Annotated in this window: 13 protein-coding genes; 8 read left to right on the top strand and 5 right to left on the bottom strand. The window is 63.6% G+C overall.

Going from position 1 to position 18,960, the window contains the following annotated elements:
- The first annotated feature begins 71 nt into the window (after nt 1–71).
- From FJ973_RS11485 to FJ973_RS11465, 5 genes are all read left to right on the top strand, one after another.
- Entirely contained in the window at nt 72–1,616 is a 1,545-nt protein-coding gene (locus FJ973_RS11485) for a Do family serine endopeptidase (RefSeq protein WP_140494686.1), read from the top strand.
- A 343-nt stretch (nt 1,617–1,959) separates the two neighbouring features.
- Entirely contained in the window at nt 1,960–2,634 is a 675-nt protein-coding gene (locus FJ973_RS11480) for a response regulator transcription factor (protein WP_181165141.1), read from the top strand.
- Between the two features lie 8 nt (nt 2,635–2,642).
- Nucleotides 2,643–4,118 (top strand): HAMP domain-containing sensor histidine kinase, encoded by a 1,476-nt coding sequence (locus FJ973_RS11475; protein WP_140517975.1) that lies wholly within the window; start codon nt 2,643–2,645, stop codon nt 4,116–4,118.
- Nucleotides 4,118–7,078 (top strand): bifunctional [glutamine synthetase] adenylyltransferase/[glutamine synthetase]-adenylyl-L-tyrosine phosphorylase, encoded by a 2,961-nt coding sequence (locus FJ973_RS11470; RefSeq protein WP_140555839.1) that lies wholly within the window; start codon nt 4,118–4,120, stop codon nt 7,076–7,078. The genes FJ973_RS11475 and FJ973_RS11470 overlap by 1 nt, the downstream gene beginning before the upstream one ends.
- Before the next feature lie 51 nt (nt 7,079–7,129).
- Nucleotides 7,130–7,609, top strand: a complete 480-nt coding sequence (locus FJ973_RS11465; protein ID WP_140555838.1) for a hypothetical protein — start codon at nt 7,130–7,132, stop codon at nt 7,607–7,609.
- Between the two features lie 44 nt (nt 7,610–7,653).
- On the opposite strand, the gene FJ973_RS11460 is transcribed toward FJ973_RS11465, so the two are convergent.
- Complete coding sequence (locus FJ973_RS11460) at nt 7,654–9,978, bottom strand: PAS domain-containing sensor histidine kinase (RefSeq protein WP_140555836.1); 2,325 nt, start codon at nt 9,976–9,978, stop codon at nt 7,654–7,656.
- A 243-nt stretch (nt 9,979–10,221) separates the two neighbouring features.
- On the opposite strand from FJ973_RS11460, the gene FJ973_RS11455 reads away from it, so the two are divergent.
- Entirely contained in the window at nt 10,222–10,635 is a 414-nt protein-coding gene (locus FJ973_RS11455; RefSeq protein WP_140520712.1) for a hypothetical protein, read from the top strand.
- A 101-nt stretch (nt 10,636–10,736) separates the two neighbouring features.
- On the opposite strand, the gene pepN is transcribed toward FJ973_RS11455, so the two are convergent.
- Nucleotides 10,737–13,382, bottom strand: coding sequence for an aminopeptidase N (pepN, locus tag FJ973_RS11450; protein WP_140555834.1), 2,646 nt, complete (start codon nt 13,380–13,382; stop codon nt 10,737–10,739).
- Nucleotides 13,383–13,663: 281 nt separating this feature from the next.
- On the opposite strand from pepN, the gene FJ973_RS11445 reads away from it, so the two are divergent.
- Nucleotides 13,664–14,566, top strand: coding sequence for a DMT family transporter (locus FJ973_RS11445; RefSeq protein WP_224617863.1), 903 nt, complete (start codon nt 13,664–13,666; stop codon nt 14,564–14,566).
- A 9-nt stretch (nt 14,567–14,575) separates the two neighbouring features.
- Here the strand turns inward: FJ973_RS11445 and FJ973_RS11440 are convergent, their stop codons facing one another.
- From FJ973_RS11440 to FJ973_RS11430, 3 genes are all read right to left on the bottom strand, one after another.
- On the bottom strand, nt 14,576–15,379 hold the full coding sequence (locus FJ973_RS11440) for a helix-turn-helix transcriptional regulator (RefSeq protein WP_140555832.1): 804 nt from the start codon (nt 15,377–15,379) through the stop codon (nt 14,576–14,578).
- A gap of 48 nt (nt 15,380–15,427) precedes the next feature.
- On the bottom strand, nt 15,428–16,300 hold the full coding sequence (locus FJ973_RS11435; RefSeq protein WP_140555831.1) for a uracil-DNA glycosylase: 873 nt from the start codon (nt 16,298–16,300) through the stop codon (nt 15,428–15,430).
- A 109-nt stretch (nt 16,301–16,409) separates the two neighbouring features.
- Nucleotides 16,410–17,054: a hypothetical protein gene (locus tag FJ973_RS11430; RefSeq protein WP_140517982.1), complete on the bottom strand. Its 645-nt coding sequence runs from the start codon at nt 17,052–17,054 to the stop codon at nt 16,410–16,412.
- A gap of 220 nt (nt 17,055–17,274) precedes the next feature.
- On the opposite strand from FJ973_RS11430, the gene FJ973_RS11425 reads away from it, so the two are divergent.
- Nucleotides 17,275–18,954 (top strand): electron transfer flavoprotein-ubiquinone oxidoreductase, encoded by a 1,680-nt coding sequence (locus FJ973_RS11425; RefSeq protein WP_140555829.1) that lies wholly within the window; start codon nt 17,275–17,277, stop codon nt 18,952–18,954.
- Nucleotides 18,955–18,960: the final 6 nt, after the last annotated feature.

Below are 18,960 nucleotides of genomic sequence, written 5' to 3'. Positions count from 1 at the left end.
TACGCCGCTCTAATTCTCTTCCTCAGGATGCCGACAAGGCGCGTCCCTTCGAAAAGAGGATACGAGACCCCATGAATATTGCCCCCAATTCATATTCCCGCACCCGCAAGCGTCTCCTGGCTGCCGTCGCTTCCGTCGCCGTTGCCGGCGCGATCGGCGTTGGCGCGTTGACCAGCGGAACCAGCCCCGTTCTGGCCGATGCCGTGCGCGTCGAGGCGCCGCAGGTCCCCAGCTTCGCCGATGTCGTCGAGCGCGTTTCGCCCGCCGTTGTCAGCGTCAAGGTCAAGGCCAAGGTCCAGCCCACCGCCGATGACGGCTCCGACGACCAGGACGGTTTCGACAATTTGCCCAACAATCCGCAGCTGCGCCGCTTTTTCAAGGAATTCCGCGGCTTTGGCGATCAGGGCGGCCAGAACGACGATGGCCACCGCCGGTTCGGGCATCGTGACCGCGGTAATGGCGAGCCGCGCCCGGTGGCTCAAGGGTCGGGCTTCTTCATCTCCGAGGATGGCTATCTCGTCACCAACAACCATGTCGTCGAAGAGGGCACCGCCTTCACCGTGGTGACCAATGACGGCAAGGAACTCGACGCCAAGCTGGTCGGTACCGACCCGCGCACCGACCTCGCGGTGCTCAAGGTCGAGGGTGGCGGCAAATTTACCTATGTCGACTTCGCCGACGACTCCAAGGTTCGGGTCGGCGATTGGGTCGTGGCCGTCGGCAACCCCTTCGGTCTCGGCGGCACCGTCACCGCCGGCATTGTCTCGGCGCGGGGCCGTGACATCGGCGCCGGTCCCTATGATGATTTCATCCAGATCGACGCCTCGGTCAACCGCGGCAATTCTGGCGGCCCGACCTTCAACCTCAGCGGTCAGGTGGTCGGCATCAACACCGCTATCTTCTCGCCTTCCGGCGGCAGCGTCGGCATCGCCTTCGACATTCCTGCCTCGACCGCCAAGCAGGTCGTCGAGGATCTGATGAAGAGCGGTGCCGTGCAGCGCGGCTGGCTCGGCGTCGAGATCCAGCCGGTCACATCAGACATCGCCGAATCGCTCGGCCTGAAGTCCAACAACGGCGCATTGGTATCCAGCGCTCAGGACGACGGCCCCGGCAAGAAGAGCGGCATCACCGCCGGTGACGTGATCACCCAGGTCGACGGCAAGGATGTTGCTTCGCCGAAGGAACTCGCCCGCCTGATTGGCGCCTATTCGCCGGGCAAGTCGGTTGACGTCACGGTCTGGCGCGACGGCAAGAGCCAGAGCGTCAAGGTCGAGCTCGGCAAGCTGCCTTCAAGCGACAAGCAGGCCTCGGCCGACGATAAGCCTGCGGCTCCGGCCAAGGCCGATACGCTCGCCGATCTCGGTCTGACCGTCACCAAATCCGAGAACGGCAAGGGTTTGGTGGTGACCGATGTCGATCCTGACAGCGATGCCGCCGACCGTGGCATCCAGCCGGGCGACATCATCACCGCGGTCAATTCGATGGAAGTCAACGGCACCGACGACGTCACCAAGGCCATGGACGAAGCGGTGAAATCCGGGCGCAAGGCCGTCCTGATGCAGATTACCCGCGACGACAACAACCGCTTCGTGGCGCTGCCCGTCGCCAAGGGCTGACAACGACTTTTCCAGTGCGGTGGTTTCAAACACCCCCGAGCCGCCGCACGGGAAGTATGGAGCCGAGCACGTTAGTCAGTCATCGTGCTCCCCTCCGGCGGCAGCGGGCTTCCCATCGCCCGCTGCCGCACTCCGCCCGCGGACCATGCGCTCAGGCTGAGTGAACAAGCGGAGCGCTTTGGTGGCAACGGCATGCCGGCAGCATGTCTGGGCCAGTAACACCAGAGAACCAAGACTTTATCGCGCGCGGCCTGGATCATCTTGATCGCGATGCGCTTTGGCGAAGGCTAAAATGCAGATGCCGGCTACTCAATCTTCCAGCGAAATCGCGTATAACGGTCCTATGAAGATTCTCGTCATAGAAGACGATCGCGAGGCTGCGGATTATCTGCAGAAAGCCTTTACCGAGGCCGGGCACACCGCGCATGTCGCGGGTGACGGCGAGACCGGCTTCGCGCTCGCCGATGCCGGCGACTACGACGTGATGGTCATCGACCGGATGATGCCGCGCCGGGACGGCCTTTCGGTCATCGCCGGCCTGCGCTCCAGGGGGAACGCCACGCCGGTGCTGATCCTGTCGGCGCTGGGCGAGGTCGACGATCGGGTCACCGGCCTACGCGCCGGCGGCGACGATTATCTGACCAAGCCCTATGCCTTTTCCGAGCTGCTCGCCCGCGTCGAGGTGCTGAACCGCCGGGCCAGCGCCAAGGAAGCCGAAACCGTCTACCGCGTCGGCGATCTCGAACTTGACCGGCTTTCGCATTCGGTCAGGCGCGCCGGACGCGAGATCACGCTGCAGCCACGCGAGTTCCGCCTGCTTGAATATCTGATGCGCCATGCCGGTCAGGTGGTGACGCGCACCATGCTGCTCGAAAATGTCTGGGATTATCATTTCGATCCGCAGACCAACGTCATCGACGTCCATGTCTCGCGACTGCGCGGCAAGATCGAAAAAGGCTTCGACAAGCCCATCCTGCATACGATTCGCGGCGCCGGTTACATGCTTAGGGCCGGTTAGGCGGCGGCATGGCCCTTTCCGTGCCTGCCATCATGAAGACGACGGCTGCGCGGCTTTCGGCGCTCTATCTCTTGCTCTTCGCGCTCTGCGCCGTACTGCTTGTCCTCTACATGACCTCGCTTTCGGCGCGCATGCTGACCGCGCAGACGCAGGAGACCATCAACGACGAGGTGCTCGGCCTTGCCCGCGCCTACCAGCGCGGCGGCCTGCCGGTCCTGGTGCGCGTGGTGGAGCAGCGCTCGCGCCAGCCCGGCGCCAATCTCTATTTGATCGCCGACGCCAACGGCCAGATCCTGACCGGCAATGTCCAGAGCCTGGAGCCGGGGGTCATCGAAACCGAAGGCTGGACGACCGAGCCGTTCTCCTACCGTCGTTTCGGCGAAGGCGAACTCGACCGGCAGCGCAGCACACCTTCCGATCAGGCCACGCCGCAGGCCGGCGATACGGCGGTCCGATCCGAAGGCGAGAAGGGCCACAATGCGATCGCCCTGGTGCTGCGCCTGCCGAACCAGATGATCATGCTGGTCGGCCGCGATCTGGGCGAACCTGAGCGGTTCCGCGCCGTCATCCGCCGCTCCCTGATGCTGGCGCTCGGCATGATGGGGCTGGGCGGGCTGTTGATCTGGTTTTTCGTCGGCCGCGCCGCGCTGAAGCGCATCGATGGCGTTTCGGAAGCCAGCCGCCGCATCATGGGCGGCGATCTTTCGGGCCGGCTGCCGGTGACCGGCGCCGGTGACGAATTCGACCGGCTTTCCGAGAACCTCAATGCCATGCTGGCTAGGATCGCCATGCTCAACGAGGGGCTGAAGCAGGTTTCCGACAACATCGCGCATGATCTGAAGACGCCGCTGACCCGGCTGCGCAACCGCGCCGAGGCGACGCTTTCGGGTAAGCACAAGACGTCGGACTACCGCCAGGCGCTGGAAGGCACCATCGCCGAGTCCGACCAGCTCATTAAGACCTTCAACGCCATCCTGATGATCTCCCGGCTGGAGGCGGGTTATTCCTCCGAAAGCACCAGTCGCGTCGATCTGGCCGCAGCCGTGCGCGATGTGGTCGAACTCTACGAGCCGGTGGCGGAAGAGGCTGGCGTTTCGCTCGAAGCCGCGGTCGATGGCGCATTCCTTGTCGACGGCAACCGCGAGCTGATCGGCCAGGCGCTGTCCAACATCGTCGACAATGCGATCAAGTACTCGACCGATTCCACCTCCAAGCCGACTGTCCGCGTGACGCTCGAACGCACGCATGGCGAAATCAGGCTTGTCGTCGCCGACAACGGCCAGGGCATTCCGGACGATGCCGATCGCGCCCGGGCGACCGAACGGTTCGTGCGGCTCGAGAAGAGCCGTTCCCAGCCAGGTTCCGGGCTTGGCCTCAGCCTCGCAAAGGCGGTCATGACATTCCACTATGGCCGGCTTGATCTGTTGCCTGGTAATCCCGGATTATCCGTGGTCATGAGTTTTCCCGCGCGGGAGGATCATTGATGACGGCGGCTGCAAAGCGGACGGCGAAGGACTGGCTGTTGAAGCCCGCGGCAAGGCTTGCTCCTCTGGACGACAGCCGGGCCCGGCAGGAGCTGGCCGAGATCGCCACCTTGGCACGCGAAGAAGGATTGACACGGCTGGCGAAATTCCTGGCTGGAACGGGTGAGGCGCAGGACTTCCTGGCCGCTGTCTTCGACCTGTCGCCGTTCCTGCGTGACATGGCGCGTCGCCGGCCGCAGATATTGGATGGGCTTTTCGACCAGCCGGTCGAGGCCCGGCTGAAGGCGATCATCGTGGCGATCGACCGGGCATCGTTCTCCGAGACGATCTCCGAATCCAGATTGATGATGGAACTGCGGCAATGGAAGGCCGATGCGCATTTCCTGATCGCGCTGGCCGATCTGGCCGCCGAGGCCGAGACCTCGCTTACGGTGCGGCGGTTGAGCGACCTTGCCGATGCGTGCACGCGCGCCGCCGTCGATTTTCTGCTGCGCGACGCGCATGGCCAGGGCAAGCTGAAGTTGCCGGATCCCGCCAATCCCTCGAACCGGTCGGGCTGGATCCTGCTCGGCATGGGCAAGCTTGGCGCGCATGAGCTCAATTTTTCCTCCGATATCGACCTCGTGGTCTTCTTCGACCCGGAAGCGTCGGCCGTCGTCGATCCGCTCGATGCGACGGAGCTGTTTTCGCGGCTGACGCGCCGTCTGGTGCGCATCCTGCAGGACCGCACCGAACATGGCTATGTCTTCCGCACCGACCTCAGGCTGCGTCCCGATCCCGGTTCGACCCCGCTGGCGATCCCGGTAGAGGCGGCGCTGCGCTACTACGAGGCGCGCGGCCAGAACTGGGAGCGCGCTGCCATGATCAAGGCGCGTCCTGTGGCCGGCGATCTGGACGCCGGCACCGCTTTCCTCAAGGAGCTCCAACCCTACATCTGGCGCAAATACATGGACTATGCCGCGATCGCCGACGTCCATTCGATCAAACGCCAGATCCACGCCCACAAGGGGCATGGCGAAATCGCGGTCAAGGGCCACAACGTCAAGCTCGGGCGCGGCGGCATCCGCGAGATCGAGTTCTTCGTCCAGACGCAGCAGCTCATCGCCGGCGGCCGCTTCCCGGAACTGCGTGGCCGCGAGACCGTGCCGATGCTCGGCGAGCTGGCCGCGCGCGGCTGGATCACCGCCGAGGCACGCGACGCACTGGCCCGGCAATATTGGTTCCTGCGCAGGGTCGAGCATGCCATCCAGATGGTGGCCGACGAGCAGACGCACACCCTGCCGGAGGATGATGAAGGGCTCGATCGAATCGCGCGCATGCTGGGCTTTGCCGATGCGGCTGCTTTTTCCCTGGGCTTCCGAGCCTCGCTGCAGCAGGTCGAACGTCACTACGCGGCGCTGTTCGAAACCGCACCGGAGCTTTCGGCAGGCATCGGCAATCTGGTCTTCACCGGCGACGTCGACGACCCCGATACACTGCAGACGTTGCACGGTCTCGGCTTCCAGCGAACGAGCGACATCTGCCGCGTGATCCGTGGCTGGCATTTCGGTCGCTACCGCGTCACCCAGTCGGCTGAGGCGCGCGAGCGACTGACGGAACTGACGCCGGCGCTGCTCAAGGCTTTCGGCCAGACGCGTCGGGCCGATGAGGCGTTGATCCGTTTCGACGAGTTCCTCGCCGGCCTGCCTGCAGGCATCCAGCTCTTCTCGCTGCTCCAGTCCAATCCGGCGTTGCTGAAGCTTATGGCGACGATCATGGGCGCCGCGCCACGACTGGCCGCGATCATCACGCGTCGGCCACATGTGTTCGATGGCCTGCTCGATCCCGCTCTTCTCACCGAATTGCCGGATCGTGGATATCTATCGGCACGGCTTACCGCTTTCCTCGAAGGCGACCGCGCCTATGAGGACGTTCTCGATCGTTTGCGCATCTTTGCCTCCGAGCAGAAATTCCTGATCGGCGTGCGGCTGCTCGCCGGCTCGATCGATCCGGCCCGCGCAGGCCGCGCCTTTTCTGACCTGGCCGACCTCACCATCGAGGCCGCGTTGCGCGCTGTTATGGCCGAATTCGAGGCGCGCCATGGCACAATCGCCGGTGGCGTGGTTTCGCTGCTCGGCATGGGCAAGCTCGGCAGCCGTGAATTGACGGCGGGGTCGGATGTCGACCTCATCCTGCTCTACGATCACGATGCGGACGCCGAGGAATCCGACGGTGAAAAACCGCTGGCGCCCTCGCATTACTACACCAGGATGACGCAGCGCCTCATCTCGGCCGTTTCCGCGCCGACCGCGGAAGGCGTGCTCTATGAACTCGACCTGCGGCTGCGGCCGTCCGGCAACAAGGGGCCAGTGGCCACCCACGTCGACGCCTTCAAGAAATACCAGCGCCAGGAGGCCTGGACCTGGGAGCACATGGCGCTGTCGCGGGCGCGCGCCATTGCCGGAGATGCCAGGCTCTGTGCCGAGGTCGAAGCCGACGTTGCGGCGGTGCTCGGGCAATTGCGCGACGCAGCAAAGGTGAAAGCGGAAGCGTCCGACATGCGCGCCATGATCGAAAAGGAAAAGCCGCCGCGCGACCTCTGGGACATCAAACTCATTGCCGGCGGCCTGATCGATCTCGAATTCATCGCCCAGGTGGCCGTCGTCACGGGCAATGTCGAGTCCGGCCGCAGGGTCACGGCAACCGCGGAGGTATTGTCGCGCCTTGCGCCACAATTCGCAGCCGCCGATGTCAGGGAGGAGCTTAGCGAGGCCTACCGCCTCTATCTGGCGCTGACCCAGATGATCAGGCTTTGCCTCACCGGCCAGTTCGAGCGGGACGATGTGCCGCCGGGGCTTTCGGATCTGCTTCTGGCGGTCACCGACTTGCCGGATTTCGGTGTGCTGGAAGCACATCTCAAGGAGACGTCGCGGAAGGTCAGGAAGGATTTCAACCTTCTGCTTCGTGCCGGGCGGCCGTGATCAACGGCCGTGCGGATCGCATCGGGGGTGACGATGCAACAGGAGAAGACCATGAGAAAGACAACCAAGCTCGCGTTCGCCTTCATCGCGTTGGCAGGAGCCGTCGGCACTGCGGCCTATGCCGAGAACATCGACAGCGCAAACATGCGTGAGCGCACGATGATGCGCCTCAACAAGGCGATGAAGGACAATGACGGCACCATCAGCTTCGACCAGTTCTCAAGCGTCATGGATTCGCGGTTGAAGAAGCTGGTCGCCGACAATGGTGGCAAGCTCACGGTGGAGCAGCTCACCGCAGCGCTGGAAAAGGCCCGCTTCGAGCACATGGCCAGGCGCATCATCGCGCGTTACGACAACAACGGCGACGGTACGCTGACGACGGACGACATCGCCAGTCGCGACAAGAAGCTCTTTGCCCTGCTCGACAAGAACAACGACGGAAAGATCAAGAAGGGCGAACTGCCAAAGGGCGGCCGCTTTGGCTTACACCGTCAGTGGGATGACGAAGGCGACGACGGCAGCATGCAATAACGCCTTCCGGCACGGGCTTCGGCGACATCGCCGGAGCCCGTTGCTTAAGCCGCGACCTTGACCACGGGCGTCGCCTTCTTCACCGGAATGCGCACCGACACGATCGTGCCGACACCTTCGGTTGAGCGGATTTTCAGGGCACCGCCTTGCAGTTCGGCCAGAGAGCGCGAGATGGCGAGGCCGAGGCCGGACCCGGCATGGCTCTTGGAGAACTGGTTCTGCACCTGTTCGAAGGGCCGTCCGAGCTTGCCGAGCGCCTCCTTCGGGATGCCGCAGCCATTATCCTCGATCGTCAGCACCAGCGCCCCTGAGGTATTGCGGGCCCTGACCGATATGTGGCCGCCCTGGCCGGTGAATTTCACTGCGTTGGACAAAAGGTTGATGACGATCTGCTTGATCGCTCGGCGGTCGGCAAACAGCGTCAGCGCGTCGGCGATGCGGGTCTCCACGGTGATCGCCTTCTGTGCGGCCTGCAGCGAGACGACCCTGACCGTCTCGCTGATCAGCGGGCCGAGATCGATCTCTTCGCGGTCGAGCGAGAATTGGCCGGCCTCGATTTTCGACATGTCGAGAATGTCGTTGATGACGCCCAGGAGATATTTGCCACTGCTGTTGATGTCGGTGGCGTATTCCTCGTAGCGCTCCGATCCCAGCGGGCCGAACAGCCCCTGTTCCATCAGCTCGGAGAAGCCGATGATGGCGTTCAAGGGCGTGCGCAGTTCATGCGACATGTTGGCCAGGAATTCGGACTTGGCCCGGTTCGCCGCTTCGGCGCGCTCGGTTTCCTTCATGTATTTGCGGTTGAGCTCGACCAGTTCGCGCGCGCGCTCCTCTTCGGCCCGGCGGGCGAGGCTGAGATCGTGTATGGTCGCCATCAGCCGGCGCTCGCTGTCGACCAGCTTTTCTTGATGCAGCTTGATCTGGGTGATGTCGGATCCGACCGAGACAATGCCGCCGTCGCGGGTTCTGAGTTCGTTGACCTGCAACCAGCGGCCGTCGGCCAGCTGCCGTTCGAACGTCGCGCCGCCCTGCGGTCCATTGCTGTTGGCAAGCCGCCGATCGGAAGCGAAAGCGAGCATGCGCTCTTCCAGCGTGGCGCGCACGGCGCCTGGCATCACGTCACGGTCCGAAAGGCCATTGTCCTTCTGGTATTTGGAATTGCACATGATCAGCCGCTCGGCGGCATCCCACAGCACGAAGGACTCGTTGATGTTCTCGATCGCCGTCCTCAGGCGCAAATCGGCTGCCTCGGAACGAAGCGCCAGGTGACGCTGCTCGGTGACGTCGACGGCGATGCCGATCAACTGGATTTCGGGTGCTTCCGGATCCATGACCTGCGCCCTTGCGCGCATCCATACCCACTGCCCGTCGGCATGCCGCATCCGGAACACCTGATCGATATGATCGATCTCGCGCGCGACGATCTTGTTGGCGAGCTGGAACAAGTCGCCATCATCGGGATGGATGATCTCGTCGACCTCGCCGAAGGACAGCATCGTGTCGCATGGCTCGTAGCCCAGCATGTCGTACATCGAGCGCGACCAATACATCTTGCCGCGCACCATGTCCCAGTCCCACAAGCCGCAGCGGCCGCGTACCAGCGCCATGTCGATGCGTTGATGCGCTTCGAGATAGATGCGGTCGGCCGCCTGCGCGCGCGCCGCCTGGCCGAAATAGGCATAGAGGATGATGATCAGCACGCCGGCCGTCAGTACGAACAGCGTCACATTCAGCGAGACTGTCTTGCGCCAGGCGTCGAAAACCGCGTCCTGCGGCACCAGCGCCGCTGCCGCGCCTTTGCGACCGTTCGTCAGGCTGACCGCTGCATACCAGTCCTGCCCGCCAACATCGACCTCCATCACTCCGGCGCGGTCGCCGAACATGAACAGAGGCTGGCCGCCCTGGGCGAGGCTATCCAGCGAACGGCCTTGCCAGGACATCGAGCGCGGCGTCACCGCGGTGATCTTGAAGGCGCTGTCGGTGATGACAAGAACGTGGCCGCGGCTTATCGCGCCCTGGCGGCTGGTCGTTTCCAACAGGTCCTGGATGGCGCCCGGCGCGGTGTCGGACGTGGTGGCCAGCGAACTCGCCAGTTGACCGGACGCCAGCATCAGGATCGCCTTGGCGTTGCGCTCGATATCGTCGCGTTCGTTCATCAGCGACAGGACGCGCAGCGCCGCGATCGCGATCAGGAAGATGACGATGAGAGCCGGTATCGATCGGCGCAGCAATGGCTCCGCCGCCAGAAGCCGCTTGTAGGCCGGTTCGGCGATGAGCCGCGTATTCCCGGCAAGGCCGTCGCCTCGCGGCGTCTCGCGACGCGCAAAAGCTATCCCTCCGGGCGCGCCCCACGCGTCCGCCTTCGCCATAAATGGCACTCCCCGATTTGCCTATGCTTGATGATCCGGTAAACGCCGCACTTCCGAATCGCCATTAAAGAATCAAAGGTGATTCGCCTTGTCCAGTGGTCCGGCGAAAAAAGATTAAAAATCGACTAAAATAGCGGCTTTTCCGCCAACCGAGCAGAGGCATGCGATGGCGATTACCGTGGAAAGGGAATAATATTAGAAATCACGCATATTCCGTGCGGGATTGCACATCGGGAGGAAAGCATGAATCGCAGAACTGCAATTGCTCTCGGCGTGTCAGCGGCAGCGGTAACGCCTTTGTTCGCCCTGGCGGCGTCGGTAAAAACGAGGACATACGGCCCGAAGGAGGGCAAGGAGATTGCGCCCGGCATCAGAGTGGTGGAGGTAGGCACGGGAAACTCAGACATTCCTGCCTACAAAAGCATCTCAATCGTCGATGTCGTGTTTCAGCCCGGCACACATGCGCCGGCGATGGTGATGGACAACGACATGGTATGCACCATCACTGCGGGCGAATTCACGATCAAGAAGGCCGACAAGGAGTTCAAGCTCAAGGAAGGCGACATATACACTTGCGCCAAGGGCAAGACCGACGAGGCGACGAATACGAGCGCCGAGGTCGGCGTGCATCGCATCGCCATGTTGATACCCGCGTAGGGAGGCGGGAATCCGTTCGAGCAGCAGAAGCACAGCCTGACGGGCCGGTGGCGTTGCCTTGGCATTGCCGCCGACCACCATGGTGGCCGCTCGGGTCTGGCTCACGCCAGCGTACGCTCGACGATATCGCTTAAATCCGCCGACAGGTTTTCGGCATTGGCAATCGAAAGCAGCGCTTCCCTGGCCTTGGCCTGCCGGCCAGGTTCGAGCGAACGCCACGACCGGAGCGCCGTTGCCAACCTTGCCGCCACCTGCGGATTGCGTTTTTCGACCTCGAGCACGGTCTGCGTGAAGAATCGGTAGCCTTCGCCGTCGGCGCGGTGGAATCCGGTCTGGTTGGCACTGGAGAATGTGCCGATTAACGAGCGCACCCGGTTCGGATTGGCCATCGAGAAGGCCGGATGCGTGGTCAGGGCGCGAACCGTCTCCACCGCCTGCGGACCGGGTACGCTGGCCTGAATCTGGAACCATTTGTCCATCACAAGCGGGTCGGACGCATATGTCGCTTCGAAAGCCGCTAGTGCCTTGTTTGCCTCCGGCGAACCATGGTGGCGGTGCGCGAGCACGGTCAGTGCCGCCGCGCGGTCAGTCATATTGGTGGCCGACCGGAAGTGCTCCGCCGCAAGCCCGGCGCCATCTGACAGCAGCGAGAGATAATCGAGCATGACGTTGCGCAGCGCCCGCCGTCCGGCGGAAGCTGCGTCCGGGCTGAACGGGCCGGCGTCGGCAAGCCGCTCGTAGAGGCCGGCGAACGCGTCGCGGTTAGCCCTGGCGATTGCCAGCGCCAGCGCCTCGCGCGCAGCGAAGATGGCGTTGGGTTCGATGTTTTTGCCGATGTCGCGCGCTATGTCGGTCTCGCCCGGAAGCGAAAGCGCCAGCGCCCGGTAGGCCGGCTCCAGCGTCTCGTCGCTCGCGATCCTGCCGGCAAGCTCGGTCAGCCGCGCGGTGAAGCCAGGCTCGGCGCCGTCGAGAATCTGGCGGAAGGCCAAGATCAATGCATCCGTAAGCAGCGTGTTGAAGGTCTGCCAGCGCGAGAAGCTGTCGCTGTCGTGGCCGGCAAGGAAGAATTGGTCATCGGTCTTCTGCTCGACGGCAAGCGTTATCGGCGCCGAGAAGCCACGGTTCAGCGAAACCGCCGGACGCTCGGCGACGCCTGAGAAGCGCACCACATGCCGGCGCTTGCGGATGTGGATGATGCCGTCCTCGACGCTGGCGCCGTCGACCGTGTCATAGGCGACCGGCTCGCCACCGGCGCCAATCAGACCGAAGGCGAGCGGTATGTGCATCAGTCGTTTGCGGCTTTCCGACGGGGTCGGCGGCACCGATTGCTCGATTTCCAGAGTGAATTCCCGCTCCGCCCGGTTATAGGTCGAGCTCACCGCCAGGTTAGGGGTGCCGGCCTGATGGTACCAGAGCGCGAATTGCGACAAGTCGCGGCCGGACACCTCCTCGAACACTGCCAGGAAATCCTCGATCGTCGCCGCCGTGCCGTCGTGCCGCTCGAAATAGAGGTCCATGCCGGCGCGGAAGCTATCAGGCCCGAGGATGGTACGGATCATGCGCACCACCTCCGAGCCTTTTTCGTAGACGGTCGCCGTGTAGAAATTGTTGATCTCGCGATAGCGGCGCGGCCTGACCGGATGCGCCAGCGGCCCCTGGTCCTCGGGGAATTGATGCGCGCGCAGCGTGCGCACCTCGGCGATGCGCTTGACCGCACGCGAACGTTGGTCGGCGGAGAATTCGTGGTCGCGATAAACGGTCAGCCCTTCCTTCAGGCAAAGCTGGAACCAGTCGCGGCAAGTGATTCTGTTGCCTGTCCAATTGTGGAAATACTCATGCGCGATGATCGCCTCGATGTTGGCGAAATCGGCGTCCGTCGCGGTCTCCCGGTCGGCCAGCACATATTTGTCGTTGAAGACGTTGAGGCCCTTGTTCTCCATCGCGCCCATGTTGAAGTCGGACACGGCGACGATGTTGAAGACATCGAGGTCGTATTCGCGGCCGAATGCCTCCTCGTCCCATTGCATCGATCGCTTCAAGGCATCCATGGCGTAGCCGGCGAGCTTCTCCTTGCCGGGCTCGACATAGATGCCGAGCTCGACCGTGCGGCCGGACATGGTGACGAAACTGTCGGCGACCCGGCCGAGATTGCCGGCGACCAGCGCGAACAGATACGATGGCTTGGGGAAGGGATCGTGCCAAATGGCATAGTGCCAGCCATCGCCGAGATCGCCCTTGTCGACCCGGTTTCCGTTGGACAGAAGCAGCGGCGCCTCGTCGCGGCGGGCTTCGATCCGCACGGTGTAGACGGAAAGGATGTCGGGGCGGTCGAGGAAATAGGTGATGCGGCGGAAGCCCTCTGCTTCGCATTGCGTGCAATAGACGTTGCTTGAGCGGTAGAGGCCCATCAGCGCTTCATTGCCCGACGGCGCCAGCTCGGTCTCGATCGACAGCCGAAAGCGACGCGCCGCCGGGGGCCTGAGGATGGTCAGTCGGTCGGGCGTCACGGCAAAATCCGTCGGCTTGGCTTTCCTGCCGTCGATCTCGACGCGCCTGAGCGTCAGCCCGTCGCCATCCAGCACAAGCGGCGTAGAGGCCGCGACGCCATCCCGGCGCTCGACGGTCAAAATTGCCGTGACGATCGTCGCGCCTGGCGAAAGACGGAATTCAAGGTTCGTTTCCGGAATGAGATAGTCGCTGGGGCGATAGTCTTCGAGTTTGAAGACCTGGCCAGTGTCGGTGCGCATTCCTTGGTTCCTGTCTTTCCGGGCCTGTCCTGCCCGTCCAAAATTTTGAAGTCCGCGCTCTTTACACGAACCGGCGGCTCGACAAAACTGCGACAAGGTCTATTCAGACCTTCCTTCCAGCATCGCGAGGCAGTCATGGCCGCCGTCTACGACGTCAGGCATATCGAGAGACCGGCAACGCCGGCGCGCACCTGGGCAACCACGCGGGAAGCGGCGGGAGCGTGACAGCAGGCCGCGACAACAGTGACAATACCGTAGGGCACAACACGCTCACCGGCATTATGCTGAAGATCGTCTCGGTGGCGGTCTTCGTCGGCATGTCGACCTGCATCAAGGCGGCGGGCACTGTGCCGGCGGGACAGATCGTCTTCTTCCGCTCCTTCTTCGCTATCTTTCCGATCATTGCCTTTCTGGCTTTCAAGGGAAATCTCGGCACGGCTTTCAGTACGAGCCGTCCGTTCAACCACATCGCGCGCGGCGTCGTCGGCGTCTGCGCCATGGGGCTCGGCTTCTTCGCGCTGACGCGGTTGCCGCTGCCAGAAGCAATCACGCTGAATTACGCCCAGCCACTGTTGGTGGTGGTGTTCAGCTCGATTTTCCTCGGCGAAGCCATTCGTGTCTATCGCTGGAGCGCGGTCGCCGTCGGCCTCGTCGGTGTGCTGATCATCTCCTGGCCGGAGCTGACGCTCCTGAGTTCCGGCGAGGCGCTCGACGACCAGGAGGTGCTCGGCGTCATCGCCGCATTGATAGCGGCGGCGATTTCGGCCGTCGCCATGCTGCTCGTGCGCAATCTCGTGCAAAGCGAGCGCACCGCCACGATCGTGCTTTGGTTTTCGGTCACCGCGAGCGTCATGGCGCTGCTGTCGCTGCCGTTTGGGTGGCAGGCGCTGACGCCGGGGCAGGCGGTCCTTCTTGTCGCCGCCGGCTTCTGCGGCGGCCTTGGCCAGATCCTGATGACCTCGGCTTACCGCCATGCCGAGGCATCGGTGGTGGCGCCGTTCGAATACACCTCGATGATCCTCGGCGTCTTGGTCGGCTATCTCGTCTTCGGCGATGTCGCCACGCTGAACACGCTGACCGGCGGTCTGATCGTCGTTGCCGCCGGCATCTTCATCATCTGGCGCGAACGTCAACTCGGCCTGGAACGCACCCGCACGCGCAAGGCCGCCCCGCCGCAGGGGTGATCAGCACCGTTAGGCCCGCTCTTTCGCCAATCTTACCAGCGCCGTCCGCGTCTGCTCGTCGGCCGGAAAGAAGGACTCGATCGCCAGCTCCGACAGCGTCACGTCCAGCGGCGTGCCGAACACGGTGATGGTGCTGATGAACGACAGCACCTGATCCCCATGGGCAAGCCGCAGCGGATGCACGATGCCGCTCGGCTCGACCCGCGCCGGCCGCCTACTCTTCGGGCCGGAGGGATAACCGCGCAACTCACGCTCCAGTTCGATCAGCACCGGATCGCCTGACGCGTCGTTCTGGTGCTTCAGGCGTTCCAGCAGGTGCGCCCGCCACTCCGCGAGATTGACGATGCGCGGCGCGACACCTCCAGGGTGCAGGCTGAGCCGCAGCACGTTGACTGGCGGCTTGAGCAGCGAGGGCTCGGAAACGTCGGCCAGGAACGGCCCAATGGCAGTGTTTGCCGAAACGAGGTTCCAGTGCCGGTCCACCGCGAGCGCCGGGAACGGCTCGTGCCCTCGAAGCACCGTCTCGACCGCCGCCATGGCCGGTGCCAGCGAAATGTCGGTCAGCGGCCTTTCGCTGAAGCTCGGCGCAAAGCCCGCCGCCAGCAAGAGCTGGTTGCGCTGGCGAAGCGGGATCGAAAGCTGCTCGGCCAGGTGTAGCACCATGTCGCGCGACGGCGCGGCCCGCCCGCTCTCGACGAAGCTCAGATGCCGCTGCGAGATATCGGCTTCCGTGGCGAGGTCGAGCTGGCTCATCCGGCGTCGCGTGCGCCATTCACGGATGAGGCTGCCGGCGGAGGTTTGAGGAGATATCATGAGGGCATGGTTAGGGCGACGGCAGGCGCATTTCAATTACCCGCGAGGTCATGGAGAGGTGAGCGCTCTTAGCTTCGCCTTCACCTCGAGAAAATCCCGCCAAGCCAGCTTCTTGTGCGCCGGCGTCCTCAGTAGATAGGCCGGGTGCAGCGTCGGCATCGCCGGAATAACGACGCCGGACGCTGTCGTGTGGGCGCGCCAGTTGCCGCGCAGCCGCAAGATGCCTTCGCTCGTATTCAGAAGGGTTTTGGCCGAGGGCCCGCCGAGATTGACCAGCACCTTCGGCTTGACCAGTTCGATCTGCCTTTCGATGAACGGCCGGCAGATCTCGGTTTCGTGCGGCGTCGGCGTGCGGTTTCCCGGCGGCCGCCAGGGGATGACATTGGCGATGTAGACGGATGTCCGGTCTAGCCCGATCGCGGCCAACATGCGGTCGAGCAGCCGGCCGGAGCGGCCGACGAAGGGCAGGCCTTCTATATCCTCGTCACGGCCGGGCGCCTCGCCGACCAGCATCACCGATGCATCCGGGTTGCCGTCGGCAAAGACCAGGTTCTTGGCGGTGAACTTCAGGTTGCAGCCGTCAAAAGTCGACATGTGCTGGCGAAGCTCGTCCAGCGCCGAGGCAGCCGAGGCCAATTCACGCGCCAGCGCCGCCTGCGCCTCGTCGGGTACCGCCGAAATGGGCGGGCGCGCCGGCGGAGCGTTAGGCACGGCGCTCGCATCGAGACGCGGTTGGGCGGGCCGCTCCGGTGCTCTGCTATCGCTCGGCGCGGCAGCCGGCATCCGCTCCGCCGGCTTGGGCGCGGCTTCCGCGAAGCGGTTCACCGGCGCGTCCTCCAACGCCTCGTCGACGCCCGCGCTGGCATAGAAGGCGAGCAGCTCGGCGATATCAGGTCGGCTGTTTGGGGAAGCGGCAGTCATGGCGCCACCATCGTTCGACTGGTCGCATATTGCAAGTTGGTGATTGGGGACATTGGCACAACCGGGCAATGACGGCCTGTCTGTGGCAGCGTCATACGCTCACCGCAACCTAACCCGTCGGTATGCGCGGGTCCTGCACCAGATAAAAGGTCCAGCGCGGCGTATAGTCGGTGATCAGGAATTCGAACCTGGCGGTCTTTAGCGGGTCGACCTTGCCGTTCTTGAACAGCAGACGGTCATACGGTTCAAAATCGCGGTCGAAATCGGCAAAATTGCTCGACCAGATATTGTCAGGCGTCTTGTTGCGCTGGTCGAACGAAAGCCCGTCGCCGAAGACGCTCGGCTGATTCAGGACCTCCTGAAGCTCGAACTGGAATTCGATCCAGGCCTGGCCGCTGTTGTTGAGCACGTCCAAGCGCAAATACATGATGCCGTTGGCGAACTCGCCCGCCTTGCCGAACGCCTGGATCGGCTTGGTTGCACGGATGGTCAACGTCACCGGCGTCGCTGAATTCAGCTCTTCGGTGATGACGAGCGGATCGTCCTTGGTGCCGGTGCCGGAAGCGCCGGTGATTTCGAACCCGCCAAGCTCGTCGGAGAAGGAGTAGGCACCGGTGGCCCAGACCTTCACCTCGTCTGCAAAGGCATGGACCGGCGCCAGCAGGGGGAGGGCCGAAAGGAACGCCCGGCAGGCCCTGCCGGGCGTCGATGGGAAGCGCGTTGATGAGAAGCCGGCTGGCCCAGGAATGCGCATGGTGCGAAGTATGGCCGATAAGCAAGCCGTCGAACAATTAAAAACGTACGCGTTGCGGGCAGGCCGGCGCAAAACGGGTGTCCTTCGGCACGATGCGCGACTTTTTGGCCAAATCCGCGTTGTCACAGACGCGCCGGTTTCCTGTCGCGACTTGATGCGCTATGCAGCGCATGAGCCAGCAAGATACGCGCAATAGCGACAAGCCAGTGCGGAGGGGTTGATGAGCGATATCGAACGCGAAAGCATGGAATTCGACGTGGTGATCGTCGGTGCGGGCCCGGCCGGCCTCGCCGCCGCCATCCGCCTGAAGCAAGTCAATCCCGAGCTTTCCGTGGTCGTGCTGGAAAAGGGCGGTGAGGTTGGCGCCCACATCTTGTCAGGAGCCGTCGTCGATCCAATCGGCATCGACCGGTTGCTGCCGGGCTGGCGCGACGAACAAGACCATCCATTCAAAACGCCGGTCACGGCGGACCATTTCCTGGTGCTTGGCCCCGCCGGCTCTTTCCGCCTGCCCAACATGATGATGCCGCCTCTGATGAACAATCACGGCAACTACATCGTCTCGCTTGGCAATGTCTGCCGCTGGCTGGCCGCCAAGGCCGAGGCGCTCGGCGTGGAAATCTATCCGGGGTTCGCCGCGGCCGGCCTGCTCTATAACGAGGAAGGCGCCGTCACCGGTGTTGTCACCGGCGACATGGGCGTCGAAAAGGATGGCACACACGGCCCGGGTTTCGCGCCGGGCATGGCGCTGATGGGCAAATATGTGCTGATCGGAGAGGGCGCGCGCGGCTCGCTCGCCAAGCAGTTGATCGCCAGGTTCAGGCTTTCCGAGGGCCGCGAGCCGGGCAAATACGGCATCGGCCTCAAGGAACTGTGGCAGGTCAAGCCGGAGAAGCACAGGCCGGGTCTCGTCCAGCACTCCTTCGGCTGGCCGCTCGATCTCAAGACCGGCGGCGGCTCTTTCCTCTATCATCTGGACGACAATCAGGTGGCGGTGGGCTTCGTCGTCCACCTCAATTACAAGAACCCCTGGCTGTCGCCGTTCGAGGAGTTCCAGCGCTTCAAGACCCACCCGGCGATCAGCGGTACTTTCGAGGGCGCCAGGCGGTTGGGCTATGGCGCGCGCGCGATTACCGAAGGCGGTTGGCAGTCGGTGCCGAAACTGTGCTTCCCGGGTGGCGCGTTGATGGGCTGCGCCGCCGGGCTCGTAAACGTCCCGCGCATCAAGGGCTCGCACAATGCCGTGTTGTCGGGAATGCTGGCGGCCGAGCATGTCGCCGAGGCAATCGCCGCCGGCCGCGCCAATGACGAGCTCTCCGCTTACGAAGCCGCGTGGCGGGCGACAGACATCGGCAAGGATCTGAAGAAGGTGCGCAACGTCAAGCCGCTGTGGTCGCGCTTCGGCACCATCGCCGGCGTCGCCATCGGCGGCCTGGACATGTGGCTGAACACTTTGTTCGGCTTCTCGCCCTTCGGCACGCTGAAGCATGGCAAGGCCGACTACGCCACGCTAGAGCCCGCCCCGAAGCACAAGAAAATAAACTATCCCAAGGCCGATGGCGTGCTGACCTTCGACCGCTTGTCCTCGGTGTTCCTGTCCAACACCAACCACGAGGAAAACGAGCCGGTGCATCTGCTGGTGGCGGACATGGAGCTGCAGAAGCGTTCCGAGCATGACGTCTTTGCCGGACCTTCGACGCGCTACTGCCCTGCAGGCGTCTACGAATGGGTCGACAAGGACGGCAATGCCGCTGCCGATCCGGCGGCCAAGGACGTGCGCTTCGTCATCAACGCGCAGAACTGCGTCCACTGCAAGACCTGCGACATCAAGGATCCGAACCAGAATATCGACTGGGTGCCGCCGCAAGGTGGCGAAGGCCCGGTCTATCAGAACATGTGAGCCGTG

The organism is Mesorhizobium sp. B2-1-3 (assembly GCF_006442495.1).
In the GTDB taxonomy this organism is placed as follows: domain Bacteria; phylum Pseudomonadota; class Alphaproteobacteria; order Rhizobiales; family Rhizobiaceae; genus Mesorhizobium.
Note: the sequence above shows the minus strand (reverse complement) of the source record. Positions and strands in the feature narration are given on the sequence as shown.